General features: G+C 69.5%; 15 protein-coding genes. 8 read left to right on the top strand and 7 right to left on the bottom strand.

Annotated features, from left to right (window positions below):
- Positions 1-12: 12 nt before the first annotated feature.
- On the top strand, positions 13-4,323 hold the full coding sequence (locus BpN12_RS29705) for a translocation/assembly module TamB domain-containing protein (protein ID WP_246795721.1): 4,311 nt from the start codon (positions 13-15) through the stop codon (positions 4,321-4,323).
- A gap of 69 nt (positions 4,324-4,392) precedes the next feature.
- Here BpN12_RS29705 and metG read toward each other — a convergent pair whose 3' ends face one another.
- Together metG and BpN12_RS29695 are read right to left on the bottom strand one after the other, a co-directional pair.
- A complete protein-coding gene (metG, locus tag BpN12_RS29700; protein WP_246795720.1) occupies positions 4,393-6,546 on the bottom strand; it encodes a methionine--tRNA ligase in 2,154 nt (717 codons plus the stop codon).
- Positions 6,547-7,097: 551 nt separating this feature from the next.
- A complete protein-coding gene (locus BpN12_RS29695) occupies positions 7,098-7,748 on the bottom strand; it encodes a YiaD family glycine zipper/OmpA-like lipoprotein (protein ID WP_246795719.1) in 651 nt (216 codons plus the stop codon).
- Positions 7,749-8,083: 335 nt separating this feature from the next.
- Here BpN12_RS29695 and apbC point away from each other — a divergent pair, with 335 nt between their 5' ends.
- The 5 genes from apbC to BpN12_RS29670 all read left to right on the top strand — a co-directional run bounded on the left by apbC (position 8,084) and on the right by BpN12_RS29670 (position 13,616).
- Entirely contained in the window at positions 8,084-9,172 is a 1,089-nt protein-coding gene (gene apbC / locus BpN12_RS29690) for an iron-sulfur cluster carrier protein ApbC (protein ID WP_246795718.1), read from the top strand.
- Between the two features lie 125 nt (positions 9,173-9,297).
- Positions 9,298-9,825, top strand: a complete 528-nt coding sequence (locus BpN12_RS29685) for a superoxide dismutase family protein (RefSeq protein ID WP_198251400.1) — start codon at positions 9,298-9,300, stop codon at positions 9,823-9,825.
- 110 nt (positions 9,826-9,935) lie between these two features.
- Positions 9,936-10,505: a dCTP deaminase gene (gene dcd, locus BpN12_RS29680; protein ID WP_013699055.1), complete on the top strand. Its 570-nt coding sequence runs from the start codon at positions 9,936-9,938 to the stop codon at positions 10,503-10,505.
- A gap of 88 nt (positions 10,506-10,593) precedes the next feature.
- Positions 10,594-12,873 carry an arginine/lysine/ornithine decarboxylase gene (locus tag BpN12_RS29675; RefSeq protein ID WP_246795717.1) on the top strand — a complete coding sequence of 760 codons (2,280 nt, stop codon included), beginning with the start codon at positions 10,594-10,596 and terminating at the stop codon, positions 12,871-12,873.
- Positions 12,874-12,893: 20 nt separating this feature from the next.
- Complete coding sequence (locus BpN12_RS29670) at positions 12,894-13,616, top strand: lysozyme inhibitor LprI family protein (protein ID WP_246795716.1); 723 nt, start codon at positions 12,894-12,896, stop codon at positions 13,614-13,616.
- Positions 13,617-13,696: 80 nt separating this feature from the next.
- On the opposite strand, the gene BpN12_RS29665 is transcribed toward BpN12_RS29670, so the two are convergent.
- The 5 genes from BpN12_RS29665 to ppc all read right to left on the bottom strand — a co-directional run bounded on the left by BpN12_RS29665 (position 13,697) and on the right by ppc (position 21,383).
- Positions 13,697-14,245, bottom strand: coding sequence for a DUF4276 family protein (locus BpN12_RS29665; protein WP_246795715.1), 549 nt, complete (start codon positions 14,243-14,245; stop codon positions 13,697-13,699).
- A 34-nt stretch (positions 14,246-14,279) separates the two neighbouring features.
- Entirely contained in the window at positions 14,280-15,467 is a 1,188-nt protein-coding gene (locus BpN12_RS29660) for an AAA family ATPase (protein ID WP_246795714.1), read from the bottom strand.
- 73 nt (positions 15,468-15,540) lie between these two features.
- Positions 15,541-16,947, bottom strand: coding sequence for an argininosuccinate lyase (gene argH, locus BpN12_RS29655; RefSeq protein WP_198251403.1), 1,407 nt, complete (start codon positions 16,945-16,947; stop codon positions 15,541-15,543).
- Positions 16,948-17,121: 174 nt separating this feature from the next.
- Positions 17,122-17,967 carry a helix-turn-helix transcriptional regulator gene (locus BpN12_RS29650; RefSeq protein ID WP_246795713.1) on the bottom strand — a complete coding sequence of 282 codons (846 nt, stop codon included), beginning with the start codon at positions 17,965-17,967 and terminating at the stop codon, positions 17,122-17,124.
- Positions 17,968-18,263: 296 nt separating this feature from the next.
- Positions 18,264-21,383, bottom strand: a complete 3,120-nt coding sequence (gene ppc, locus BpN12_RS29645; RefSeq protein ID WP_246795712.1) for a phosphoenolpyruvate carboxylase — start codon at positions 21,381-21,383, stop codon at positions 18,264-18,266.
- A 193-nt stretch (positions 21,384-21,576) separates the two neighbouring features.
- Between ppc and hemC the strand changes: the two genes are divergently transcribed.
- Together hemC and hemDX are read left to right on the top strand one after the other, a co-directional pair.
- On the top strand, positions 21,577-22,545 hold the full coding sequence (hemC, locus tag BpN12_RS29640) for a hydroxymethylbilane synthase (RefSeq protein ID WP_246795711.1): 969 nt from the start codon (positions 21,577-21,579) through the stop codon (positions 22,543-22,545).
- Entirely contained in the window at positions 22,545-24,869 is a 2,325-nt protein-coding gene (hemDX, locus tag BpN12_RS29635) for a fused uroporphyrinogen-III synthase HemD/membrane protein HemX (protein ID WP_342346211.1), read from the top strand. Before hemC ends, hemDX begins: the two co-directional genes overlap by 1 nt.
- The last annotated feature ends 1 nt before the right edge of the window (position 24,870 follow it).

Here is a 24,870-nt window from a genome sequence, read left to right as displayed (position 1 = left end):
CCGGATTCCAGCATGACGAAGGACGATTCCCCGCCGCCGCGCGAGCCCGCCTGGGCGGGCGGCCCCCCGGACCTGCCGGGCGACGGCCCCGCGCCGAACGATGCCGCCGCGCCGCCGCCCGGGCCGCCGCGCCGGCACCGGCTCGGCCGCGCGCTCGCGTGGACGGTGGGCGTGGTGTTGCTGATCGTGGTGTTGCTGGTCGGGGCGCTGGCCGGCGCGGTGTTCACCGAACGCGGTACCCGGCTCGCCTGGCAGGCGGCCGTGGCGGTGCTCGGCGGCCGGCTGTCGGGCACGCTGGATGGCGGCGCGCTCGCCACCGGGGTGCGCCTGAGGAACATCGCCTGGGCGCCGCCCGGCGGCAAGAGCACCGAAGTCCGGATCGATCGCGTCGTGTCGCGCTGGGCGCTCACGCGCGCGCCGCTGCGCTTCACCGTCGATACGCTGCGCGCCGGCACCATCGACGTCACGGTCGCGCCGGCGCCGCCGGGCACGACGCCCACCACGCTGCCGCGCAACCTGAACCTGCCGCTGCAACTGATGCTGCGCGACCTGCGCTTCGACACGCTGCGCATCCACGAGGCCGGCGCGACCACCGAGCTCTCGAACCTGGTGTTCCATGGTGCGAGCGACGGACGTCATCACACGGTATCGCTCGACCGGCTCGACACGCCGTTCGGCGCGCTGAGCGCGAACGCGCGGCTCGACGGCGCGCGTCCGTTCGCGATCGACGGCGCGGCGACCTATGCCGGCAAGGTATCGAACGAACAGGTCGACGCGCATGCCAGGCTGTCGGGTTCGCTCGAGGCGCTCGCGGTCGACCTCGACGCCTCGGGGATGAAGCTGGCCGGGCGCGCGCACATCGAGGCCGCGCCGTTCGGCGCGGTGCCGCTCACGCGCGCCACGCTCGCGTTCGATCACGTGAATCCGCGCGCGCTCGCGCCGGGCGCGCCGGTCGCCGATCTGGCGGTGCGCGCCGAGCTGGCGCCGGCGGAGGGCGGGGCCGGTGCCGCTTCGGCTTCGGTGGGTCCGGGGGCTTCCGCGGCTTCGATGACGGCGGCCTCTGGTCTGGCGGCTGTGAACCCGGTTTCGAATCCGGTCGTGAACCCGGCGGCCTCCGGTTCCGCCGCGCCGGCCACCGCGCAAGCGGCGTCCGGTGCATCCGCCCCGGCCTCGACCGCCGCCGCGCATGCCGCCTCGCCCGCATTCGTGGTGGCCGGCACCGTGTCGGTCGTCAACGCCGCGCCGGGCCTGCTGGCCGACGGCAAGCTGCCGCTCGTCGACATCCACACCCGCGTCAGGCTCGACGCGCGCGAGCAGCGCCTCGACGGTTTCGTGCTGCGCACGCTGCGCGACGGCAGCGTGACAGGCGGCGGCGCGCTCGCTTCGAACCACGGCCGCTTCGACCTGCAGGCCGCCAATCTCGATCCGACGCTGTTCTCGAACGCGGTGCGGCCGATGCGGCTCGGCGGCCCGATCGTGGTCGCGCTCGACGCCGGCTCGCAGCACGCGACGGTGGACCTGGCCGATCCGAAGCTCGCGCTCGGCATCAGCGCCGACGTGACGACCGACGCGAACGCCACCACCATCCGGCGCGCGCGCGTGTCGGCCGGCAAGGGCCGCGTGGACCTGAGCGGCGTGCTCAGGCGCGACAAGGCGGCGAGCTACGACCTCAAGGCGACGCTGGTCGATTTCAATCCACTGGCGTTCTCGACGCTGAACCCGGGTGCCTCGGCCGCCGCACGCGGCAAACCGGCGGCGAGCGGAACGAGCGCGAAGAAAGCCCCGGCCGCGGCACCCGTGCGGCGCGCGGCCGGGGCTGCGCGGCCCGTCGAGGCGCGCGTGAACGGCACGCTCGCGGCCACCGGCGCGCTCGCGCCCACGCTCACCGCGAAGCTGCGGTTCCAGCTCGGCGAGAGCGTCTACGACGGCGTGCCGATGACGGGGCAGGGCACGCTGCAGCTCGCCGGCACGCGGCTGCTGCCGAGCACGGCCGAACTCTCGGTGGCCGGCAACCAGGTCTCGCTGAACGGCAGCTTCGGCGCGGCCGGCGACCGCCTGCGCTTCGCCGTCGACGCGCCGCGGCTCGACCGGCTCGGCTTCGGCTTGCAAGGCCTCGTGGCCGCGCACGGCGAGCTGACCGGCAGCCTCGCGCATCCGAACATCGATGCCGACTACAAAGCCACCAGCGTGGTGGTCGGCAGCAACCGGATCGGCTCGGCCGAGGGCCACGCGCAGATCCGCGACGGCGCGAACGGCGCGCTCGCGCTGTCGGTCGACGCGAACGATCTCGTGCTCGGCTCGATCAGCCTCAGGACGCTCAACGCGAAGCTGGCCGGTACGCGCGCGAAGCACACGCTCGAGGCGTCGGCGCTCGGCAACGCCGACGGCCGCGTGATCAACCTGCATCTCGCCGCGGCGGGCGGCCTGACCGAGGCCGCGGGCGGCAGCCGCTGGGACGGCACGGTCTCGGAACTCGTCAATCGCGGCACGCCGGCGGTCTCTCTCGAGGCGCCGCTCTCGGTGTCGGCCGGCGCCGGGCACGTGGTGCTCGGCGCGAGCCGGCTGACCATCGAGGGCGCGGTGCTCGCGCTGCGCGGCTTCACGCTCGACCACGGCACGCTGCGCACGGCTGGCACGCTGACCAATCTGTCGGTCGCGCGCGCGCTGCAGGTGCGCGAGTTCCTGACCGGCGCGCGCGCGCCGGTGCGCACCGACCTCGTGCTCGATGGCGACTGGGACCTGACGCTGGCCGGCACCGCCAGCGGCCACCTGCAGATCCGCCGCCGCGCGGGCGACGTGACGGTCGAGGCCGGGCGCGGCATCGCCTCGCTCGGCATCACCGAACTCAGCGCGCGCGCCGAGTTCGGCGCCGGCAACCGGCTCAACACCACGCTGCATGCGAAGGCGAGCCGGATCGGCACCGCCGACGCCACCATCGGCGTGCCGTTCGCGTTGCGCGACGGCGTGCTCGGCGTGGCCGACGACGGCCCGCTGTCGGGCAACGTCGACGTGGACATCCCGGCGCTGCGCACCACCGGCGGCCTGCTCGGGCCGAGCTACCTGTTCGACGGACGCGCCGCGCTGAAGCTCAGCGTGGCCGGCACGCCGGCCAGGCCCGACCTGTCCGGCACGCTGAGCGGCGACAAGCTGTCGGCGACGATGGTCGACCAGGGCGTACAGCTGAAGGACGGCATCGTGCGGATTCGCCTCACCGACAACCTCGTCGAGTTCCAGCAGGTCGAATTCCACGGCGCCGAAGGCACGCTGCGCGCGCTCGGCCGCGTGCGGCTCGACGGCGACGCGCCCGACCTCACGGCCAGCATCGTGGCCGACAAGCTCGAGCTGTTCGCCTCGCCGGACCGCAAGCTCTCGCTGTCGGGCAACGCGAGCGTGCAGAACGACGGGCCGCGCGGCCAGCTCGCGATCAACGGCAAGTTCACCGTGGATCGGGCGCTGTTCGACCTGCCCGAGTCGTCGGCGCCGCAGCTCTCCGAGGACGTCGTGATCGTGCGTCCCGACGGCACCGTGCCGGGCGAGACGAAGACCGCTTCCGGCGTGCCGAAGGCGATCGCAGAGAAGCCGGCGCCGGCGCTCGGGCCGCGCGCGAACGTCGACATCGATCTCGGCGATCATTTCCGCTTCCAGGGACACGGCGCCGACCTCGGCCTGCGCGGCACGATCACGGTGATGAGCGCGCCGGGCCTGCCGCTGCGCGCGGTCGGCAACGTCCGCGTGACCGAGGGCTCGACCTACTCGACGTTCGGCCGCAAGCTCGCGATCGAGAACGGCTTCTTCACGTTCAACGGCCCGATCGCGAACCCCGGCATCAACATCCTCGCGATGCGCCGCAATCAGGAGGTGGAGGCGGGCGTGCAGGTGACGGGCACGGTGCAGTCGCCGACCGCGAAGCTGGTCTCGGAGCCGAACGTGGCCGACAACGAGAAGCTCTCGTGGCTGCTGTTCGGCCACGGCACCGACCAGGGCAACAACCTCGGCCAGCAGAACACCATGACGACGGCGCTCGCGCTGCTCGGCAGCGCGAGCGGCAAGCGTATCGCGCAGACGGTCGGCCTCGACGAGTTCACCATCGGCCGCAGCGACGTCGGGCTCACCGATCCGCAGGTGGTGCAGCTCTCGAAGGCGATCAACGAGCGCTTCGTGCTCGGCTACGAGCAGGGCCTGCAGTCGGCCAGCAACGCGTTCAAGATGACCATCAATCTGTCGCGGTTCTGGGCCGTGTCGGCCTACGGCGGCACCTTCCAGGGGATCGACCTGAACTACACGCGGCGCTTCGACAAATGGTGGTGGGCGCGGAGCAGGTAACGAACGGTTCGCGCATGAAAAAACCCGCTCGACGAGCGGGTTTTTTTCGGATGCCGCTGCTTGCGGCGATCAGCTCACGCGCATGCCCGGCTTCGCGCCGCTGTGCGGTTCGAGGAGGTAGAGGCCCGGTTCCGACTTCTCATCCTTCGCCGAGGCGGCCAGCACCATGCCCTCGGACATGCCGAACTTCATCTTGCGCGGCGCGAGGTTGGCGACCATCACGGTCAGCTTGCCGACCAGATCCTCGGGCCGGTAGGCCGACTTGATCCCCGAGAACACGTTGCGGGTCGTCTGCTCGCCGATGTCGAGCGTGAGCTGCAGCAGCTTGTCCGAGCCTTCCACGGCCTGGCACGCGATGATCTTCGCGATCCGCAGGTCGACCTTCGTGAAGTCGTCGATCGAGATCGTGCCGTCACCGGCGTCCTTCGCCTCTTTCGCGTCCTTCGCCGGCTTCGCGTCCTTGGCGCCCTTCGCCTTCGGATCGGCGCTCGCGGCCTTGGCCGCGTCGGCCGGCGCGAGCGAGCCGCGGTTCGCCTCGAGCAGCGCCGCGATCTGCTTCGGGTCGACGCGCGTCATCAGGTGTTGATACGCGTTGACGGGCTGCGTCGACGACAGCGGCGTCGCGGCGCTGGCCCAGGTCAGCGGCGCGATGCCGAGGAACGCCTCGACCGATTCGACCACGCGCGGCAGCACCGGCTTGAGCGCCAGCGACAGCAGGCGGAACGCCTCCAGGCTCACGCTGCAGGTTTCGTGCAGCGCCACCGCGTTGGCCGGATCCTTGGCCTGTTCCCACGGCTTGGCGGTATCGACGTAGCCGTTCACCGCGTCGGCCAGCTCCATGGTCTGGCGCAGCGCGCGGCCGTATTCGCGCGCCTCGTAGTGCGCGGCGATCTGCGGGATCGCGCCGCGCAGCGAGGCGAGCAGCGGATGGTTCATCGCGCTGTCCTGCACGCGGCCCTCGAAGCGCTTGATCAGGAAGCCCGCCGCGCGGCTCGCGATGTTCACGTACTTGCCGACCAGATCGCTGTTCACGCGCGCCTGGAAATCCTCGAGGTTCAGGTCGAGGTCTTCCATCGTCGCGTTCAGCTTCGCGGCGAAGTAGTAGCGCAGCCACTCGGGGTTCAGGCCCGTGTCGATGTAGCTCTGCGCCGTGATGAAGGTGCCTCGCGACTTCGACATCTTCGCGCCGTCCACGGTCAGGAAGCCGTGCGCGAACACGTTGGTCGGCGTGCGGTGGCCCGAGAACTCGAGCATCGCGGGCCAGAACAGCGTATGGAAGTAGAGGATGTCCTTGCCGATGAAGTGGTACTGCTCGGCCGTCGAGCCGGGACGCGTCCAGGCGTCGAAGTCGAGCCCGAGCTTCTCGCAGTGGTTCTTGAAGCTCGCGTAGTAGCCCACCGGCGCGTCGAGCCAGACGTAGAAGTACTTGCCGGGCGCGCCCGGGATCTCGAAGCCGAAATACGGCGCGTCGCGCGAGATGTCCCAGTCGGCCAGCTTCGCGTCGCCGGCCTCGCCGAGCCATTCGCGCATCTTGTTGGTGGCCTCGGGCTGCGCGAGGCCGCCCACCCAGCCGCGCAGGAAGTTCTCGCAGCGCGGGTCGGACAGCTTGAAGAAGTGGTGCGTCGACGTCTTGCGGATCGGCGTGGCGCCCGACACCACCGAATACGGGTTCAGCAGCTCGGTGGGCTGGTAGGTCGAGCCGCACACCTCGCAGCTGTCGCCGTACTGGTCCTTCGCGTGGCACTTCGGGCACTCGCCCTTGATGAAGCGGTCCGGCAGGAACATTTCCTTGACGGGGTCGTAAGCCTGTTCGATGTCGCGCTCGGCGATCAGGCCCGCGTCCTTCAGCGCCAGATAGATGTTCTCGCTCAGCACGCGGTTCTCGTCGGAGTCCGTCGTGTAGAAGTTGTCGAACGAGATCGCGTAGCTGTCGAAGTCGCGCTTGTGCTCGCGCCAGACGCGCTCGATCAGCTGCTTCGGCGTGATGCCTTCCTGTTCGGCGCGCAGCATGATCGGCGTGCCGTGCGTGTCGTCGGCGCCGATGTAGTAGACCTCATGGCCGTGCATTCGCAGCGTCCGCACCCAGATGTCGGTCTGGATGTACTCGACCAGGTGGCCGATGTGGATTTGCCCGTTCGCGTAGGGCAGTGCGGAGGTGACGAAGATCTGGCGGCGGCTCGAGGGCGCGCCGGCCTGCACGGTATTGAGATCGGATGCGGACATAGGGTCGTCAGGGAAGGCCGCGCAAGTCGCGGCTCGGGTCGGGGAATGCGTCGGAATGCGAGATTCTAACAGGCGGTGCGCGAGTGCTCCCGGCGTCGCGGCAAGCGGCGCGTTTGCGCGCCGTTTCGGCGGTTTTTCAGCCGAATTCAGGTCGCTTCGGCGTGGTTGCGGCGAATCGGCGTCGCGCTTTGCACCACGCTTTCAATGTGCTTTCGGCGTGTGCGCGCGAGGCATCGAAGCGCGCCGCCGTTGCGGCGTTTCGCGGTCAACGCGGAAGACGGGAGACATTGCGCGCTGGGGACGGATGAATTGCTGCGATACAGCAGACCGATTCCGGGTAAAAAAAACCGGGGCGACTGGTGCCCCGGAGCAACAACGACAAGAGGAGAATGGTGCCGCGGCAGCGTTCATTCCACCGCGTACCGTAAGGAAAGACCCAGGCCCGCGCAATAAGTTCGAAAAAATTTTCGAATCCAGTGCCGGTGCCCCGGAAGGCTTGCCTGGCGGGCCTGCGCGCGATCGACGCGAGCCCGCTCTCCGGTCGCGTCGCGTTATTGCTGCGGCTGCTGCGGCGCGCGCAGGTAGATCTCGACGCGGCGGTTCTGGGCGCGGCCGGCGTCGGTGGCGTTGTCGGCCACCGGGTTCGAGGCGCCCATGCCTTGCGCCGACAGGCGGCCGCCCGCTACGCCGCGCTGCACCAGTGCGGTGACCACGCTCTGCGCGCGGTTCTGCGAGAGCGTCTGGTTGTGCGCGGCCGAGCCGGTGCTGTCGGTATAGCCGACCACCGAGGCGGTGATCTGCGGGTTCTGGTTCAGCGACGCGGACAGGTCGTTGAGCAGCGGGGCGAACGCCGGCGTGATCGCGTACTGGTCGGTCGCGAACGTCACCGAGCTCGGCACGTTCAGCTTCAGCGAGCCGTCCGGCTGCTCCGTCACCTGCGTGCCGGTGCGCTGCGCCGACGGCGCGATGCGGTTCTTGATCGCCTGCCAGTTGTAGCCGGTCACGCCGCCGGCCAGCGCGCCGATCCCGGCGCCGATCGCCGCGCCCTTGCCGCCGCCGGCCAGCGCGCCGATGCCCGCGCCGAGCGCGGCGCCCGCGCCGGTGCCCACGGCGGTGTTGTTGCCCTGTTGCGTGGCGCAGCCGGCGAGCAGGGCGCCGGCGATGGCGAAGACGGAGAGGCGCGTCGCGATTTTGGTATTCATGTCGAGTTCCTTTCTGAAGTGAACGAATCGGTCACTACGCTGATGCGAGGTCCGCGGGCGGGGCCGCGCGGGCGGGCCGCATGCCCCGTCCGGGACCAAGGCTGTTCGGACGAAGCCGCGTCCAGCCTCTACAATATAGGCGTTGCGGGGGCGATATGTCCCCGAGGGACGCCGCAGGCGATCATTGCGCCGCGGGCGGTTTCGCGCAATGACTGCAATAAATTCTTTCACTTTTCCCGCCTGCCGGGCCGTTTCCTGACGATTCTTCACGTTTCGTTGCACCCGATACGGCCACGGGCCGCGTGCGGGCGAATCCATGTCTTCACGGAGTTTCGATGAGTATTGACCGGGCCACAGTCGACGCCGCGCTTGCGGCGCTCGTCGACCCCAACACGGGCCGCCCGTATGCGGCGAACAAGGGCTTGCGCGAGGTCGCGATCGACGGCGACACGGTTTCGGTGTCGGTCGTGCTCGGCTATCCGGCGCGCAGCCAGCACGAGGAGGTGCGCCAGCGCATCGCCGCCGCGCTGGCGGCGGTGCCGGGCGTGCGCGCCGCGCGCGTGGCGGTGCAGCAGGAGATCGTCGCGCACACGGTGCAGCGCGGCGTGAAGCTGCTGCCGAACGTGAAGAACATCGTCGCGGTGGCCTCGGGCAAGGGCGGCGTCGGCAAGAGCACGACCGCCGTCAACCTCGCGCTCGCGCTGGCCGCCGAGGGCGCCTCGGTCGGCATCCTCGACGCCGACATCTACGGCCCGTCGCTGCCGACCATGCTCGGCATCCACGGCCGCCCCGACTCGCCCGACAACCAGTCGATGAACCCGATGCTCGGCCACGGCCTGCAGGCCAACTCGATCGGCTTCCTGATCGACGAGGACAACCCGATGGTCTGGCGCGGCCCGATGGCCACCTCGGCGCTGGAACAGCTGCTGCGCCAGACCAACTGGCGCGACCTCGACTACCTGATCGTGGACATGCCGCCCGGCACCGGCGACATCCAGCTCACGCTCGCGCAGCGCGTGCCGGTGACGGGCGCCGTGATCGTGACGACGCCGCAGGACATCGCGCTGCTCGACGCGAAGAAGGGGCTCAAGATGTTCGAGAAGGTCGGCATCCCGATCATCGGCATCGTCGAGAACATGAGCCTGCACATCTGCTCGAACTGCGGCCACGAGGAACACATCTTCGGCGCCGGCGGCGCGGCGCGCATGGCGGCCGACTACGGCGTGCCGGTGCTCGGCAGCCTGCCGCTCGACATCGCGATCCGCGAGCAGGCCGACAGCGGCACGCCCACCGTGGCCGCCGCGCCCGACTCGACGGTGGCCGCGCGCTATCGCGAGATCGCGCGGCAGGTCGCGATCACGATCGCCGAGCGCGCCAAGGACATGACCTCGAAGTTCCCGTCCATCGTGGTGCAAAATACCTGAAACGGGGGCCAAAACAGTGTTTCGCGCGCGGCGAGCCGGGGTATCATGGCGACTTTCCCCTGGTCCCCTTTCCTGTCCTGCCCGCGGGTCAGCCTGTGCGGCAGGCGCGCTGGCGTGAGGATCGCATGAAACAACGAATCGACCGGACGACATGCGTCACCGCGTGTACCGTCCTGGCCGCCATGGTCCTGCTGAACGGCTGCACGTCGTTCGCGTCCACCCACGAGAAACGCGCCGACGCGCTGCTGCAGCCCACCTTCGGCAGCCAGGCGCGCGGCACGCTGACCTTCGTCGAGCGCCCCGACGGCGTGCAGGTCACCTACAACGTCGCCGGCCTGCCGCCGAGCACCGATCACGCGCTGCAGGTCCACGACCGCGGCGACTGCAACGCGGTGGACGGCGCGAGCGCCGGCCCGGTGTTCGCGCCCGGCGCCGACCGGCTGCGCGCCGGCGCGCGCGTGGCCGGCGATCTCGGCAACATCCACGCCGACTCGAACGGCGTGGCCGCCGGCTTCATCGTCGCGCCCGACGTGGCCCTCGACGGCGTGCGCTCGGTGCTCGGCCGCTCGGTGCTGATCCACCGCGATCCCGGCGACCCCGCCTTCCCGCAGCACGGCGCCGGCCCGGGCCTGGCCTGTGGCGTGGTGCGCTGATGACGCGGCGCCGCGTGCCGGCCGCGATCGCGTAAAATGTGCGCCTTTCCCCGCCGTCCGGTGCGACCGGCGGCGCGACCCCGATCTGTAGCGTTATCTGGCGCCTTTTTATGAGCATCAAGTCCGACAAGTGGATCCGGCGCATGGCCGAGCAACACAAGATGATCGAGCCGTTCGTGCCCGATCAGGTCCGTGCGTCCGAGGACGGCCGCAGGATCGTCAGCTACGGCACGTCGAGCTACGGCTACGACATCCGGTGCGCGGACGAATTCAAGATCTTCACCAACATCAATTCGACGATCGTCGATCCGAAGAACTTCGACGAGGGTTCGTTCGTCGACTTCAAGGGCGACGTCTGCATCATCCCGCCGAACTCGTTCGCGCTCGCGCGCACGGTCGAGTATTTCCGCATCCCGCGCACGGTGCTGACGGTCTGCCTTGGCAAATCCACCTACGCGCGCTGCGGGATCATCGTCAACGTCACGCCGTTCGAGCCCGAGTGGGAAGGCTACGTGACGCTCGAATTCTCGAACACCACGCCGCTGCCGGCCAAGATCTACGCGAACGAGGGCGTCGCGCAGGTGCTGTTCTTCGAGAGCGACGAGGTCTGCGACGTGTCGTATGCCGATCGCGGCGGAAAGTACCAGGGCCAGCGCGGTGTCACGCTGCCGAAAACCTGATCTGGTTGTTTACCGCTACACGCCAACCAGTGACCGGGTGACCGCCGCGCTTTGAGGCGCCGCGGTCGTTCTTTTTGGAGATTCGCCCATGAAGTTTCGTTTTCCCGTCGTCATCATCGACGAAGATTTCCGCTCCGAGAACATCTCGGGCTCCGGCATCCGGGCGCTTGCCGAAGCGATCGAGAAGGAGGGCGTGGAAGTCCTCGGCCTGACGAGCTACGGCGATCTGACCTCGTTCGCGCAGCAGTCGAGCCGCGCGTCGTGCTTCATCCTGTCGATCGACGACGACGAACTGATGCTGGGCGAAACCGGCCCGGACGGCGAGCTGCCCGAACTCGCCACGGCGATCCTCGAGCTGCGCGCGTTCGTGACCGAGGTGCGCCGCCGCAACGCCGACATCCCGATCTTCCTGTACGGCGAGACGCGCACCTCGCGCCATATCCCGAACGACGTGCTGCGCGAGCTGCACGGCTTCATCCACATGTTCGAGGACACCCCGGAGTTCGTGGCGCGCCACATCATCCGCGAAACCAAGGTCTACCTCGATTCGCTCGCGCCGCCGTTCTTCAAGGAACTCGTCAAGTACGCCGACGAGGGTTCGTACTCGTGGCACTGCCCGGGCCACTCGGGCGGCGTGGCGTTCCTGAAGAACCCGCTCGGCCAGATGTTCCACCAGTTCTTCGGCGAGAACATGCTGCGCGCCGACGTCTGCAACGCCGTCGACGAACTCGGCCAGCTGCTCGACCACACCGGACCGGTGGCGGCCTCGGAGCGCAACGCCGCGCGGATCTTCAGCGCCGATCACCTGTTCTTCGTGACCAACGGCACCTCGACCTCGAACAAGATCGTCTGGCACGCCACCGTCGCGCCGGGCGACATCGTGCTGGTGGACCGCAACTGCCACAAGTCGATCCTGCACGCGATCACGATGACGCACGCGATTCCGGTGTTCCTGACGCCGACGCGCAACCACTTCGGCATCATCGGCCCGATCCCGCGCGACGAGTTCAAGCCCGAGAACATCCGCAAGAAGATCGAGGCGAACCCGTTCGCGCGCGAGGCGCTGAAGAAGAATCCGAACGCCAAGCCGCGGATCCTGACGATCACGCAGAGCACCTACGACGGCGTGATCTACAACGTCGAACAGATCAAGGACCTGCTCGGCGACCTGCTCGACACGCTGCACTTCGACGAAGCCTGGCTGCCGCACGCCGAGTTCCACGAGTTCTACCAGGACATGCACGCGATCGGCGCGGGCCGGCCGCGCACCGGCGCGCTGGTGTTTGCGACGCACTCCACGCACAAGCTGCTGGCCGGCATTTCGCAGGCCTCGCAGATCGTGGTGCAGGACTCGGAGAACCGCACGTTCGACAAGCACCGCTTCAACGAGGCCTACCTGATGCATACCTCGACGAGCCCGCAGTACGCGATCATCGCCTCGTGCGACGTGGCGGCCGCGATGATGGAGCCGCCGGGCGGCACCGCGCTGGTCGAGGAATCGATCGCCGAGGCGATCGACTTCCGCCGCGCGATGCGCAAGGTCGACGCCGAGTACGGCGACGACTGGTTCTTCTCGGTCTGGGGCCCGGACACGCTGCCCGACGAGGGCATCGGCTCGCGCGAGGACTGGATGCTGCGCCCGAACGACCGCTGGCACGGCTTCGGCCCGCTCGCGGAAGGCTTCAACATGCTCGACCCGATCAAGGCCACGATCATCACGCCGGGCCTGGACGTGGACGGCGAGTTCGGCGAGACCGGGATTCCGGCCGCGATCGTCACGAAGTACCTGGCCGAGCACGGCATCATCGTCGAGAAGACCGGGCTCTACTCGTTCTTCATCATGTTCACGATCGGCATCACCAAGGGCCGCTGGAACTCGATGGTCACCGAGCTGCAGCAGTTCAAGGACGACTACGACAACAACCAGCCGCTGTGGCGCGTGCTGCCCGAGTTCGTCGCGCAGTATCCGATCTACGAGCGCGTCGGCCTGCGTGACCTCTGCACGCAGATCCACGACGTCTACCGCGCCAACGACATCGCGCGCCTGACCACCGAGATGTACCTGTCGGACATGGAGCCGGCGATGAAGGCGTCCGACGCGTTCGCCAAGCTCGCGCACCGCGAGATCGACCGCGTGCCGCTCGACGAGCTGGAAGGCCGCGTGACCAGCATCCTGCTCACGCCGTATCCGCCGGGCATCCCGCTGCTGATCCCGGGCGAGCGCTTCAACGCCACCATCGTCAGCTACCTGCGGTTCGCGCGCGACTTCAACGAGCGCTTCCCGGGCTTCCACACCGATGTCCACGGCCTCGTCGCCGAGGAAGTGAACGGGCGCGTCGAGTACTACGTCGACTGCGTGCGCGGCTGACGATGGTACGGTTCGGGACGATGCGCTCCGCCGGCGCGCGCCGCGCTCGCGCGCTGGCCGCGGCGGTGCTGGCGCTGGCCGGCTGGCTCGGCGCGGCCGCGCCGGCGCGCGCGGAGGTGGCCGCGGCCGATCCGATCGACGTCGGCATGCGGCAGTGCCTCGCGCGGCGCGACCGGTCGTCGACGGTGGGCCAGATCCAGTGCATGGACGAGGCGCGCGCCAAATGGCTGACGGCCGTGGACGATGCGTTCGCGCAGCTGAACACGGTCGCGCCGGCGAGCGCGAAGCGCGGCTGGCAGGAGAGCCAGCGGCGCTGGCAGCTGTGGCGCAAGGACGAGACGCTGCTCGCGCAGGCCGTCTACGCGACCACCAGCGGCACGATGTACGCGATGGCGAGCGCCGACATGCGGATCCAGCCGGTGCGCGACCGCGCGCTTTCGTTGCGCGACGCCGCCGATCGCTACGCCAAGCCGAACGGCGCGGCCGACGCCGTGCATCGCGTGCGGGCCTGCTCGGACGATGCCGCCTGCGAACACGCGCTGTTCGATCTGAACCGCTACTACGTGAAGCTGCAAAAGCGCATGCCGTCGCGCTCGCGGCCGATGCTGGTGCGTGCCCAGCGCGCCTGGGTGGGATTCCGCGACGCGACCACGCCGCTGATCAGCGAGCAGCAGCGCGTCGATCTGATCGGCGCGCGCGTGGCGACGCTGAAGCGGTTCTCGGAGACGGTGAACAACAAGTAGCGCCGGTGAATCTGCGGTGCAGACGAAAAAACGGACGCCTCGGCGTCCGTTTTTTTTGGGGCATAGGTCGCGCGGCTGTGTCAGCCGCCGGCGTCGCCATCGCCGGCAAGCTGTTTCACGCCGGCGACGAAGACGCCGAAACTATGCGATGCATTGCTCTTCGGTGTCAGGGAAAGATGGGGAGCCATGGCCCTCGCCCCCGACAATTTCTGAAATCGCGGAATGGCTGACTTCAACTCCACCGAGGGTTTATTCAGAGAGTCGGGCTTGGCGACGCGTTTTCGATAGCGCGTGGTATTGATGTCGACGTCCGGATAAGCTGCCGCGAGCGCCACGAGATCGCCGGCATACCAGCTTTCGAGTTCCTGGCAGACGAGACGGACCAGCGTGTCGGGCCGCCCGGCATGGCGGCACAGCGTTGCAAGGCGAGTCTTGATGGCGACGCAGTCCGCGTTGTCGTTGTCGCGGACCACGACGAAGCGCACGCCCGGTTCTCGCCACCCTTGGAGCTTGCGAGGAATGCTGCGATCGAGATCGCTTTTTCCTTCGTGAGGAACGCAGAGGAAGTCGATCGTCTCCTGCCAGCCGGGAATCAACCGGGGCAGCAAGCCATTGAGCAGCGCTGCCATCGACGGCTCTTCAGCAAAAAAATGACGCGTCCCGTTACCGGTTGACCCCTTCGAACAAGCCTTGTTTCCACAGGTATCCGGGCAGATCGCCCTGCTCAAAAAGCGAGCGCAGATTTTCCGAATCGCTGGCTCGAGAAATGACGGTAAAACCATCATCCTTTTTCAGGCAGTAGATTTCTTCGAGTGAGAGCGCATTGAGGAAATCTGGCGAGTGCGTCGAAATGAAGACCTGGCCCCCTCGTTCCGCATAGTCGCGGAATTCCTCGGCCAGCTCCGGCAGCAGTTCCGGATACAGCTGGTTTTCCGGTTCCTCGACGGCAAGCAGCGGGAAGGGTTTCGGATCATGGAGCAGCACCAGATACGCGAACATCTTGATCGTGCCGTCGGAAACGTACCGCGCAATGAACGGATCCTTGAAGCTGCCGTCCTGAAAGCGCAGGACCAGCCGCCCGTCCTCGGTGGGTTTGGCCTCGACGACGGACACGCCGGGCACGCGGCGCTGCATGGCGTCGAGTACCGCATCGAAACGGTCGCGATGATGTTCGAACAGGTAATTGGCGACCAATGGCAGGTTGTCGCCTCGCGTCGAGAGGTGCTCGGCATAGCCGTCGTCCTGGCTGGGCCGGGCGTCGGAGACATGAAAGTCGGAGATGTGCCAGCTCTCGATCATCTGGCGAAACGCACTGGCAGCCTTGAAGCGGTCGAACTGGCCAAGGCCCTTGATCGCCAGGATGTCGTTACCGTCCAGCTCCTGTTCTTCCCGGGCAAGGGCTTCGTCGGGTTTCGAGAAGTCTTCCTCGTTGGTGATGGCGTAGCCCTTGCCGTAGGTGAAATCGAGGAAATAGAAAGGCGCGCCATAGCTACTGCGTTTATAGCGCAGCACTTCGCGAGCGACGGTGGGGCGGCCGTTCGCATCCGGTTCGATCTTGAGCAGGTAGGTCGCGAGCCGCTCGCGGCCGGTAATCTCCAGCCGGAATTGCAGCGTGATCTCGATGGGCTGGTCGGCGCAACCGCGGCTGGCCAGTTCGCGAAAGCCGCCGCGCTTCGCAACGGCCTTCCCGACATTCATGACGAGCGCATCCTTCAGAAAGCAGAACACGTCGAACAGGGTGGTCTTCCCGGTCCCGTTGGCGCCGACCAGCACGCACAGGCGGGGAATGTTCGTGAGCTTCGTGTCACGGAACAGGCGGAAATTTTTGATCTCGATGAATTCGATCTGCATTTTTCCAACCCGATAGTAATGAAGTGTATGAGCAGCGGACGACGCTCACGTCGCCCGCGAGACTTCATGGATATCAGCCGAGCGCCTGGCGCGCCGCGGCAATCGCCGCGCGCACCTGGTCCGGCGCCGTGCCGCCCGGGTGGTTGCGGCTTGCCACCGAGCCTTCGAGCGTCAGGTACGAGAACACGTCGTCGCCGATCAGGTGCGCCACGTTCGGCAGGTCGCGCTTCATCTCGTCGAGCGTGAGGTCGGCCAGGTCGATGCCGCGATCGTCGCAGATCTTCACGGCGTGCGCGACGGCTTCGTGCGCGTCGCGGAACGGCAGGCCGCGCTTGACGAGGTAGTCGGCCAGGTCGGTCGCGGTCGAGAAACCCTGCAGCGCCGCGGCGCGCATCGGCTCGGCCTTCACGGTGATGCCGGCCACCATTTCGGCGAAGATCCGCAGCGTGTCGGCGACGGTGTCGACCGTGTCGAACAGCGGTTCCTTGTCTTCCTGGTTGTCCTTGTTGTAAGCGAGCGGCTGGCCCTTCATCAGCGTCAGCAGCGCCATCAGGTGGCCGTTGACGCGGCCGGTCTTGCCGCGCGCGAGCTCGGGCACGTCCGGGTTCTTCTTTTGCGGCATGATCGACGAACCGGTGCAGAAGCGGTCGGCGATGTCGATGAAGCCCACGCGCGGGCTCATCCACAGCACCAGCTCCTCCGAGAAGCGCGAGACGTGCGTCATCACGAGCGCGGCGGCGGCCGTGAATTCGATCGCGAAGTCGCGATCCGACACGGCGTCGAGCGAGTTCGCGCAGATCCCGTCGAAGCCGAGCGTGGCGGCCACCGCGTGGCGGTCGATCGGGTAGCTGGTGCCGGCCAGCGCGGCCGCGCCGAGCGGCAGGCGGTTCACGCGCGCGCGGCAGTCGCGCAGGCGGCCCGCGTCGCGCGTGAACATCTCCACGTAGGCGAGCAGGTGGTGGCCGAACGTGACGGGCTGCGCGACCTGCAGGTGCGTGAAGCCGGGCAGGATCGTGTCGGCGTGCTGCTCGGCGAGGTCGAGCAGGGCGCCGCGCAGGTCGCCGAGCAGCTCGCCGATGCGGTCGATCTCGCCGCGCAGCCACAGCCGGATGTCGGTGGCGACCTGGTCGTTGCGCGAGCGGCCGGTGTGCAGGCGCTTGCCGGCGTCGCCGATCAGCGCGGTCAGGCGCGCCTCGATGTTGAGGTGGACGTCCTCGAGGTCGAGCTGCCATTCGAATTCGCCGCGCTCGATCTCGCCCTGGATCTGCGCCATGCCGCGCTCGATCGCGGCGAGGTCGTCGGCGCTGATGATCTTCTGCGCGGCGAGCATCTTCGCGTGCGCGAGCGAGCCGGCGATGTCGACGAGCGCGAGGCGCTTGTCGAAGAACACCGACGAGGTGTAGCGCTTGACCAGATCCGACATCGGTTCCGAGAAGCGGGCCGACCAGGCCTCGCCCTTTTTGTGCAATTGGGATGTCATGGCGATGAGTAATGGGAGTGACGCGGCGAGCGCCGCGGGGCAGATGGGGATTCTAGCATTCGGCGGCGCGCGGGCCGCCCGGCTGCGGGCGTCGGGCGCGCGCGCCGGCGCTCAAAATGAGCGCGAGCCGACGCAGGCGGACACGCAGGCGGGCGAGCGCGTTCGCGCCGCGCCTCAGTGCGGTTCGTCGCTCGTCGTGCTGGTGCCGGCCGCGCCGTCTGGCACCAGCACGACGAACTTGAGGTCCTCGCGATGGGCCGGCTTCAGCGTGGTCTGCTGGTAGATCACGCGGCCGTCGCGCGGATGGTCGAACGCGCGCTCGCCGCCCTCGCGCTCGACCACGTCCTGCGAGGCCCAGTAATGCGCGAACGCCTCGCTGTCGGCGATCAGCGCGTCGATCAGCGCGCGGGTCGGCGCGTCGTTCAGGTGGCGGATCGAGTCGGCGCGAAATTCGGCCACGAGCCGGCGCGCGCGCGCGTCCCAGTCGACGATCAGCGTGCGCGCGGCGGCCGAGGTGAACGTGAAGCGCAGCAGGTTGCGGTCGTGGCCGTCGTCGAGCCAGCCGGTGAAGAGCGCCGCGGCCGGCGCGTTCCAGGCGAGCGCGTTCCACTGGCGGTCGAGCACGTAGGCGGGCGCGGCCACCAGCCCGACGGCCGCCACCAGCGTGTCGGGCAGGTCGGCGGTGGCCAGTTCCGGCTCGGCCGGGTCGCGCTGCGCGGCCAACTCGAACAGATAGGCGCGCTCGGCGCGCGAGAGCCGCAGCGCGACGGCGATCCGCGCCAGCGCGTCGGCCGAGGCCGACACCTGCCGGCCCTGCTCGATCCAGGTGTACCAGGTCGGGCTCACGCCGCAGAGCTGGGCGACTTCCTCGCGGCGCAGGCCCGGCGTGCGGCGGCGCGGGCCGGGCGGCAGCCCGATCGCGTCGGGCGTGAGGCGTTCGCGGTGGGCGCGGATGAAATCGCCGAGCGAACGCGCCGGCGTGGCGTCGAGCGGGGGCGGAGCGGGGCGGGAAGAACTCATCGAAATGGCGGTGCGACCGGGAAAAACGGGACGGCGAAACGGGACACGAACCGGGGAGAACCCACCCGGGCACATCGCGCGGCGGGGTAGCGCCGATACCGGGATAAAGCGTCGGCCGGTACTGGTACCGCGATGATTTTGTGATGATTGTACCGGCTCGCTCCGGTCCGCGCGCGCCGTCCGGCCTGCCCACGCCGGAAAACGAACGGCGCGGGCACCGTCGCCGATGCCCGCGCCGTTTTGGTAGCGAGGCGGCTTGCGGTGGCGGCACCAGGCGGCGCCGCCGTTCGCCGGCGTCAGCCGGTGTTGCGCAGGCCGGCCGCGATCCCGTTGATGGTCAGGTGGATCCCGCGCCGCACGCGCGCGTTGGTGTCGCCGGCGCGGTGGCGCTTGATCAGCTCGACCTGCAGATGGTTCAGCGGATCGAGGTACGGGAAGCGGTTCTTGATCGAACGGGCGAGCAGCGGGTTGGTGGCGAGCCGCGCCTCGTGGCCGGTGATCGCGGCGAGCGCGGCCGTGGTGCGTTCCCATTCGGCGACGATGCGGCCGAACACCTGCTTGCGCAGCTTCTTGTCGGCGACGAGTTCCGCGTAGCGCGAGGCCACCGCCAGGTCGACCTTCGAGAGCACCATGTCCATGTTCGAGAGCAGATGCGAGAAGAACGGCCAGGTGCGGTTCATCTTCTGCAGCAGCGCGAGGCGTTTGGCGCGCTCGGCGTCGTTCGCGGCGCCGTCGAGGTAGGCCGCGAACGCGCTGCCGAAGCCGTACCAGCCCGTCAGCAGCAGCCGGCACTGGCCCCACGAGAAGCCCCACGGAATCGCGCGCAGATCCTCGATCCTGCGGTGCTTCGGATCCTGCAGCTTGCGCGAGGCGGGCCGGCTGCCGATGTTCAGCTCGGCGATCTCGCTGATCGGCGTCGAGGAGAAGAAGTAGTCGGTGAAGCCGGGCGTCTCGTAGACGAGCGCGCGATAGGTGGCGATCGCCGCGTCCGACAGCGTCTGCACGGCGGCCTCGAACGCGGGCAGCTGCGCGGGCGCGTTGTTGCGCGGCAGCAGCGAGGCTTCGAGCGTCGCGGCGACCACCGTTTCGAGGTTGCGGCGGCCGATCTCGGGGTTCGAGAACTTGCTCGCGATCACCTCGCCCTGCTCGGTCAGGCGGATCTGGCCGTTCACGGTGCCGGGCGGCTGCGAGAGGATCGCCTCGTAGGTCGGGCCGCCGCCGCGGCCGACCGTGCCGCCGCGGCCATGGAACAGGCGCAGCTTGGTGCCGTGCGCGCGGAACAGCTCGACCAGCGCGAGTTCGGCGCGGTACAGCTCCCAGTTCGAGGTCAGGAAGCCGCCGTCCTTGTTGCTGTCCGAGTAGCCGAGCATCACCTCCTGCTCGCCGCCCTGGCGCGCGACGAGCGCCGCGGCGCCCGGCAGCGCGAAGTAGTCGCCCATGATCTCGGGCGCGTTGCGCAGGTCGGCGATCGTCTCGAACAGCGGGATCACCATCAGCGAATGCTTCGCGTCGGCCGAACCAGCGGTGTCCGGGCCGGCGCCGAAGGTGCCGTCGAGCAGGCCGGTCTCCTTCTGCAGCAGCAGCACCTCGACCAGATCGGAGACCGTCTCGGTATGCGAGATGATGTAGTTGCGCACCGCGCGCGGACCGAAGCGCGCGCGCACCTCGCGGGCCTTCTCGAGCACGCCGAGTTCGCTGTTGGCGAGTTCGGAATAGTCGACGTAGGGAATCCGCAGCGGGCGCGGGTCGGCCAGCGCGGCGAGCAGCACGCGCAGCTTGTCGGCTTCGGCCAGCGCCGCGTAGTCGGCCTCGACGCCGGCGCGCGCGAACAGCTCGGCGATCACGGCCTCGTGGATGTCCGAGCTCTGGCGCAGGTCGATGCTGGCGAGATGGAAGCCGAACGTCTCGGCCGCGCGCACCAGCGGCGCGAGGCGCGGCGTCGCGAGCAGCGCGCCGTGATGGGCGACGAGCGACTCGTGCAGCACGCGCAGGTCGCGCGCGAACGCCTCGGCGTCCGGATACGGCGTCGCGCGCACCGGCGGCGCGCCGCGTCCGGCGCTGCGCACCGCCACCACGCCCTCGCCGAGCCGCACGCGCGCGCTCGCGGCGATGCGCGTGTAGATGCCGATCAGCGCGCGGCGGTACGGCTCGTCGACGCGATGCGGCGACTGGTCCGGCGAGGCCGCCGCGAGCGCCTTGACCTCGTCGCTCGCGCCCACCAGCAGGTCCGACACCGACAGCTCGGCGCCGAGCTTGTGGACCTGCTCCAGGTAGTGTTCGAGGATCACGGTGCCCTGACGGTGGATCGCCTCCTCGAGCGTGGCGGCCGTCACGTTCGGATTGCCGTCGCGGTCGCCGCCGATCCAGCTGCCCATCTGGAAGAAGGCCGGCACGCGCGCGTCCAGGCCGTGTTCGGCGAGCGCTTCCTCGATGTCGGCGTAGAGTGCCGGCAGCTCGTCGAGAAAGGTCGCGCGATAGTAGGACAGCGCGTTGTCGATCTCGTCGCCCACCGTCAGCCGCGCGTCGCGCAGCATGCGGGTCTGCCACAGCGAGGCCACCCGTGCGCGCAGCAGCGCGTCATTGTGTGAGCGCTCGCGCGTGGTCAGCTCCTGATCGCGCTCGGCGAGCAGCCGCGCGATGTCGTGCTGGGCATCGAGGATGCTCTTGCGCTGCACTTCGGTGGGGTGCGCGGTCAGCACCGGCACGATCAGCGCCTCGTCGAAGAAGCGGCTGATCACCTCGGCCGACGCGTCGCCGGCCGCCTTGAGCGCCTGCAGCGCGTAGGACACGGTGCCGGCCTGCGGCGTCGAGCCGGCCAGCGCGTGAATCCGGCGGCGGCGGTTGTGATGGCGGTCCTCGGCGATGTTGGCCAGATGCGAGAAGTAGCTGAACGCGCGCACCACGCTCACGGTCTGCTCGGGCGTGAGCTTGCGCAGCATCCTGTCGAGCGCCTGCGCGGCCTCGCGATCGTCCTCGCGGCGGAACTTCACGGCGTGCTGGCGGATCGTCTCGACCACCTCGAACACGGCGTCGCCTTCCTGCTCGCGCACCACGTCGCCGAGCAGGCGTCCCAGATAGCGGATGTCCTCGAACAGCGGCTGGTCCTTGTCGTCGCGCGTGCGGCCGTTCGCTTTCGGCTTCGGCTGGCCGGCCGCGGCCGTGCCGCCGGTTCGCGCCGGCGTCCTGGCGGGCCTGGCGGTTTTGCCGGCCGGCCTGGCCGTGCCGTTGGCGGTGGTCGTCGCGGCGCCGTTGGCGGCCGGTTTTGCCGGTTTCTTCGTCGTTGCCGTCTTGGCGGCGGGTTGGGCGGCCGTGGTCGTGCCGCGCTGTTGCGCGGGGGCGTCGGTCGTGGCCGGCGCGGTGACGTTGGACGAGGCAGCATTGCGGCGCGCAGCGCGCGCCGATCCGGAGGACTTCACGATGGGTTTCCTTGGGAAAGCACGAGTGAACGGGAGACTGCGGTACTGTCGACTTGCCGGCGGAAGACCGCCGCGCGCCACGCCGGTCGCCGGCGGGCGACCTCGGCGCGTGCGCCCGGACCGCCTGAAAAGGGGGACGGGCGTGCGTGCTACCATTGTTCGTTCCTGATTCCCGTCCTTCGATGCCGCTGCAATGAATTCCGAGACTCTTACGGCCGACGTTCCGGCGACGCTCACGATCGCTTCGCGGGAGAGCCGCCTCGCGATGTGGCAGGCTGAACATGTGCGTGACGCGCTGCGCAAATTATATCCAGCTTGCGACGTGAAAATCCTCGGAATGACGACCCGAGGTGACCAGATCCTCGATCGCACGCTCTCGAAGGTGGGCGGCAAGGGCCTGTTCGTGAAGGAGCTCGAGACCGCGCTGGCCGACGGCCGCGCCGATCTCGCGGTCCATTCGCTGAAGGACGTGCCGATGTCGCTGCCCGAGGGCTTCGCGCTCACGGCCGTGATGAGCCGCGAGGATCCGCGCGACGCGTTCGTGTCGAACGATTACGCGTCGCTCGACGAGCTGCCCACCGGCTCGATCGTCGGTACCTCCAGCCTGCGTCGCGAGGCGATGCTGCGCGCGCGCTATCTCGATATCGACGTGCGGCCGCTGCGCGGCAACCTCGACACGCGTCTGGCCAAGCTCGACCGCGGCGACTACGCGGCGATCATCCTCGCCGCGGCGGGGCTCAAGCGGCTCGGGCTCGGTGCGCGGATCCGCTCGCTGATCGAGGTCGAGACGAGCCCGCCCGCAGCCGGGCAGGGCGCGCTCGGCATCGAGATCGCGTCGGCGCGCGCCGACGTCGCGCGCTGGCTCGCGCCGCTGCACGACCCGGCCACGGCGCTCGCCTGCGAGGCCGAGCGGATGGTCTCGCGCACGCTCGGCGGCAGCTGCGAGGTGCCGCTCGCCGCGCACGCGGTGTGGGACGGCGACGAACTGCAGCTGACGGGCCGCGTGTCGAACCCGAGCGGCACGCGCGTGCTGAGCGCGCGTGCGCGCGCGGCCGTCGCGACGCCCGACGCGGCGCTCGCGCTGGGCCGGCAGGTGGCCGACGAGCTGGCGCGGCAGGGTGCCTTCGAGATCGTCGAGGCGCTGCTCGGAGGGCGGACCTGATGGCCGCCGCCCGCGCGTTCACGGCGGTGCTGACGAAGCCCGAAGGGCAATCGGCGGCGCTCGCCGCGCAACTCGCGGCGGCCGGCATCGACAGCCTCGATTTCCCGCTGATCGACATCGCCCCCGCGGCGGACTTCGGTCCGCTCGACGTGGCGCTCGCGCGCCTCGACGCCTATGCGCTGGTGGTGTTCGTCTCGCCGAACGCGATCGACCGCGCGCTCGCGCGCTTCGGCGCGATCTGGCCGCATTCGCTGCCGGTGGGCGTGGTCGGGCCGGGCAGCGTGGCGGCGCTGGCGCGCCACGGCATCGCGGCGCCCGCGCATCGCGTGATCGCGCCGGGCGGCGCGGATGCGGCCGACGGCTTGCCGGAGACGGGCGCCGGGCCGGACGGCGGCGAGCCGCGCTACGATTCCGAAAGCCTTTACGCGCAGATCGAACGCGCGTTCGGCGCAAGCCGCCCGGTCGATCCGGCCGCGCGGCCGGCCGATCAGGTGTCCGATCAGGTGGCCGATGACGCGGCCGGCGCCAGGGCGAGCGACGGCGTGGCCCTCGACCGCCGCGACGACGGCGCCACGCGGGAAGCGGGCGTCGACTCGGACGCGGCGCGGGATTTCTCCGATTCTTCCGCTGCACCGGCTTCGTCCGGATCGCGCGAGCCCGAGTCCGCGGCGCATCCGGTCCCCGATGCTGATTCCGCTGCCGGCCGCGCCGCCGCCGCGCCGCCGCCCGCCGTGGCTGCCGGGCCGCTCGCCGGCAAGCGCGTGCTGATCGTGCGCGGCGACGGCGGCCGCGAATGGCTCGCCACGCGGCTGCGCGAGGCCGGCGCCGAGGTCGAACTGGTGGCCGCCTATCGCCGGATCGTGCCGGAGCCGTCGATCGGCGCCTGGGAGCGCGTCCACGCGCTGCTGGGCGGCGCGCCGCACGCGTGGCTCGTGACGAGTTCGGAGGGCATGCGCAACCTGCACGAGCTGGCGATCGACCACCTGACCGCGGTCGAGATCGAGGCGCTGCAGCACGCACCGCTGGTCGCGCCCCATCCGCGCATCGCCGATACGGCGCGGGCATTGGGTTTTGATACGATTACGCAGTCCGGCGCGGGTGACGAACGGATCGTCCGCGCATTCAGAACGTTGGCCGACACGGCCGCTCACGCGGCGCAAGCCGCCTCGGTACCCTCTCGCATGACAGACACCAACGATTCCAGCAAGGCTTCCCCCGCGGGCACCGGCAGCGCGCCCGCGCGGCCCGCGGCGGCGCCGCCACCCAATCCGCCGTTCACGCCGTTCGAGGCGCAGGGCCCGAAACGCCGCGGCGGCACGGCCGGCGTGCTGCTCTGGTGCGTGGTGGTGGTGCTCGCCTGTGGCGCGGGCGCCGGCGGCTACGTGCTGAACCGCAAGATCGACCAGCTCGACCGACTCACCGCACAGCGCCAGAAGGCGCTCGACGCGGCTACCGCCGCGGCGCGGCGCCAGTCCGAGCAGGCGCTCGTCAACAGCCATCAGGTGGACGGCCAGGTCTCGCAGTTCGCCGGCAAGCTCGCCGACGCGCAGGCCCAGCAGCAGGCGCTGCAGCAGCAATACCAGGACCTGTCGCGCAACCGCGATGCCTGGCTGCTCGATCAGGTCGAGCAGACGCTGTCGGGCGCGAGCCAGCAGCTGCAGCTCACGGGCGACACGCAGCTCGCGCTGGTCGCGCTGCAGAACGCCGACGCGCAACTCGCCACCTCGCAGGGCGCGCAGGCGATCGCGGTGCGCAAGGCGCTCGCGCAGGACATCGACAAGCTCAAGGCCGCGCCGGCGGTCGACCTGACCGGTCTCGCCATCAAGCTCGACGACGCGATCGGCCGCATCGACGCGCTGCCGCTCGCGGGCGAGGCGCCGATCGGCCGCGCGGTGCCGCGCGCCGCGCATCCGGCCGACGCCGCGCAGCAGGCCGCCGCCACCGGCCAGCCGCGCTGGAAGATCTGGTGGCACGACCTGTCCACCGGTGTCGCCGCGCAGCTCACGAGCCTCGTGCAGGTGCGCCGCATCGACAACGCCGATGCGATGCTGACCTCGCCCGAGCAGGGCTACTTCGTGCGCGAGAACGTCAAGCTGCGCCTGCTGACGGCGCGGCTCTCGCTGCTCGCGCGCAACGACGCGGCGATGAAGTCCGACCTGCACGCGGCGCAGGCCGCGCTCGGCCGCTATTTCGACGCCTCGTCGAAGGACACGCGCACGGTGCAGGACCTGCTCAGGCAGGTCGATGCAGCGTCGCTGTCGGTCGCGGTGCCGAACCTGAACACGAGCCTCTCCGCGATCCAACAGTTCAAGAGCCGGGGGTGAC

This window comes from Burkholderia perseverans (genome assembly GCF_022870505.1).
Lineage (GTDB): Bacteria > Pseudomonadota > Gammaproteobacteria > Burkholderiales > Burkholderiaceae > Burkholderia > Burkholderia plantarii.
Note: the sequence above shows the minus strand (reverse complement) of the source record. Positions and strands in the feature narration are given on the sequence as shown.

Excerpts from the sequence above, each read along its gene's own strand:
- BpN12_RS29675 (WP_246795717.1), top strand. The coding sequence starts at position 10,594 with ATGAAGTTTCGTTTTCCCGTCGTCATCATCGACGAAGATTTCCGCTCC.
- BpN12_RS29695 (WP_246795719.1), bottom strand. The coding sequence starts at position 7,748 with ATGAATACCAAAATCGCGACGCGCCTCTCCGTCTTCGCCATCGCCGGC.
- BpN12_RS29670 (WP_246795716.1), top strand. The coding sequence starts at position 12,894 with ATGCGCTCCGCCGGCGCGCGCCGCGCTCGCGCGCTGGCCGCGGCGGTG.
- BpN12_RS29705 (WP_246795721.1), top strand. The coding sequence starts at position 13 with ATGACGAAGGACGATTCCCCGCCGCCGCGCGAGCCCGCCTGGGCGGGC.
- argH (WP_198251403.1), bottom strand. The coding sequence starts at position 16,947 with ATGACATCCCAATTGCACAAAAAGGGCGAGGCCTGGTCGGCCCGCTTC.
- BpN12_RS29665 (WP_246795715.1), bottom strand. The coding sequence starts at position 14,245 with ATGGCAGCGCTGCTCAATGGCTTGCTGCCCCGGTTGATTCCCGGCTGG.
- hemDX (WP_342346211.1), top strand. The coding sequence starts at position 22,545 with ATGGCCGCCGCCCGCGCGTTCACGGCGGTGCTGACGAAGCCCGAAGGG.
- metG (WP_246795720.1), bottom strand. The coding sequence starts at position 6,546 with ATGTCCGCATCCGATCTCAATACCGTGCAGGCCGGCGCGCCCTCGAGC.
- dcd (WP_013699055.1), top strand. The coding sequence starts at position 9,936 with ATGAGCATCAAGTCCGACAAGTGGATCCGGCGCATGGCCGAGCAACAC.
- apbC (WP_246795718.1), top strand. The coding sequence starts at position 8,084 with ATGAGTATTGACCGGGCCACAGTCGACGCCGCGCTTGCGGCGCTCGTC.
- BpN12_RS29660 (WP_246795714.1), bottom strand. The coding sequence starts at position 15,467 with ATGCAGATCGAATTCATCGAGATCAAAAATTTCCGCCTGTTCCGTGAC.
- BpN12_RS29650 (WP_246795713.1), bottom strand. The coding sequence starts at position 17,967 with ATGAGTTCTTCCCGCCCCGCTCCGCCCCCGCTCGACGCCACGCCGGCG.
- BpN12_RS29685 (WP_198251400.1), top strand. The coding sequence starts at position 9,298 with ATGAAACAACGAATCGACCGGACGACATGCGTCACCGCGTGTACCGTC.
- hemC (WP_246795711.1), top strand. The coding sequence starts at position 21,577 with ATGAATTCCGAGACTCTTACGGCCGACGTTCCGGCGACGCTCACGATC.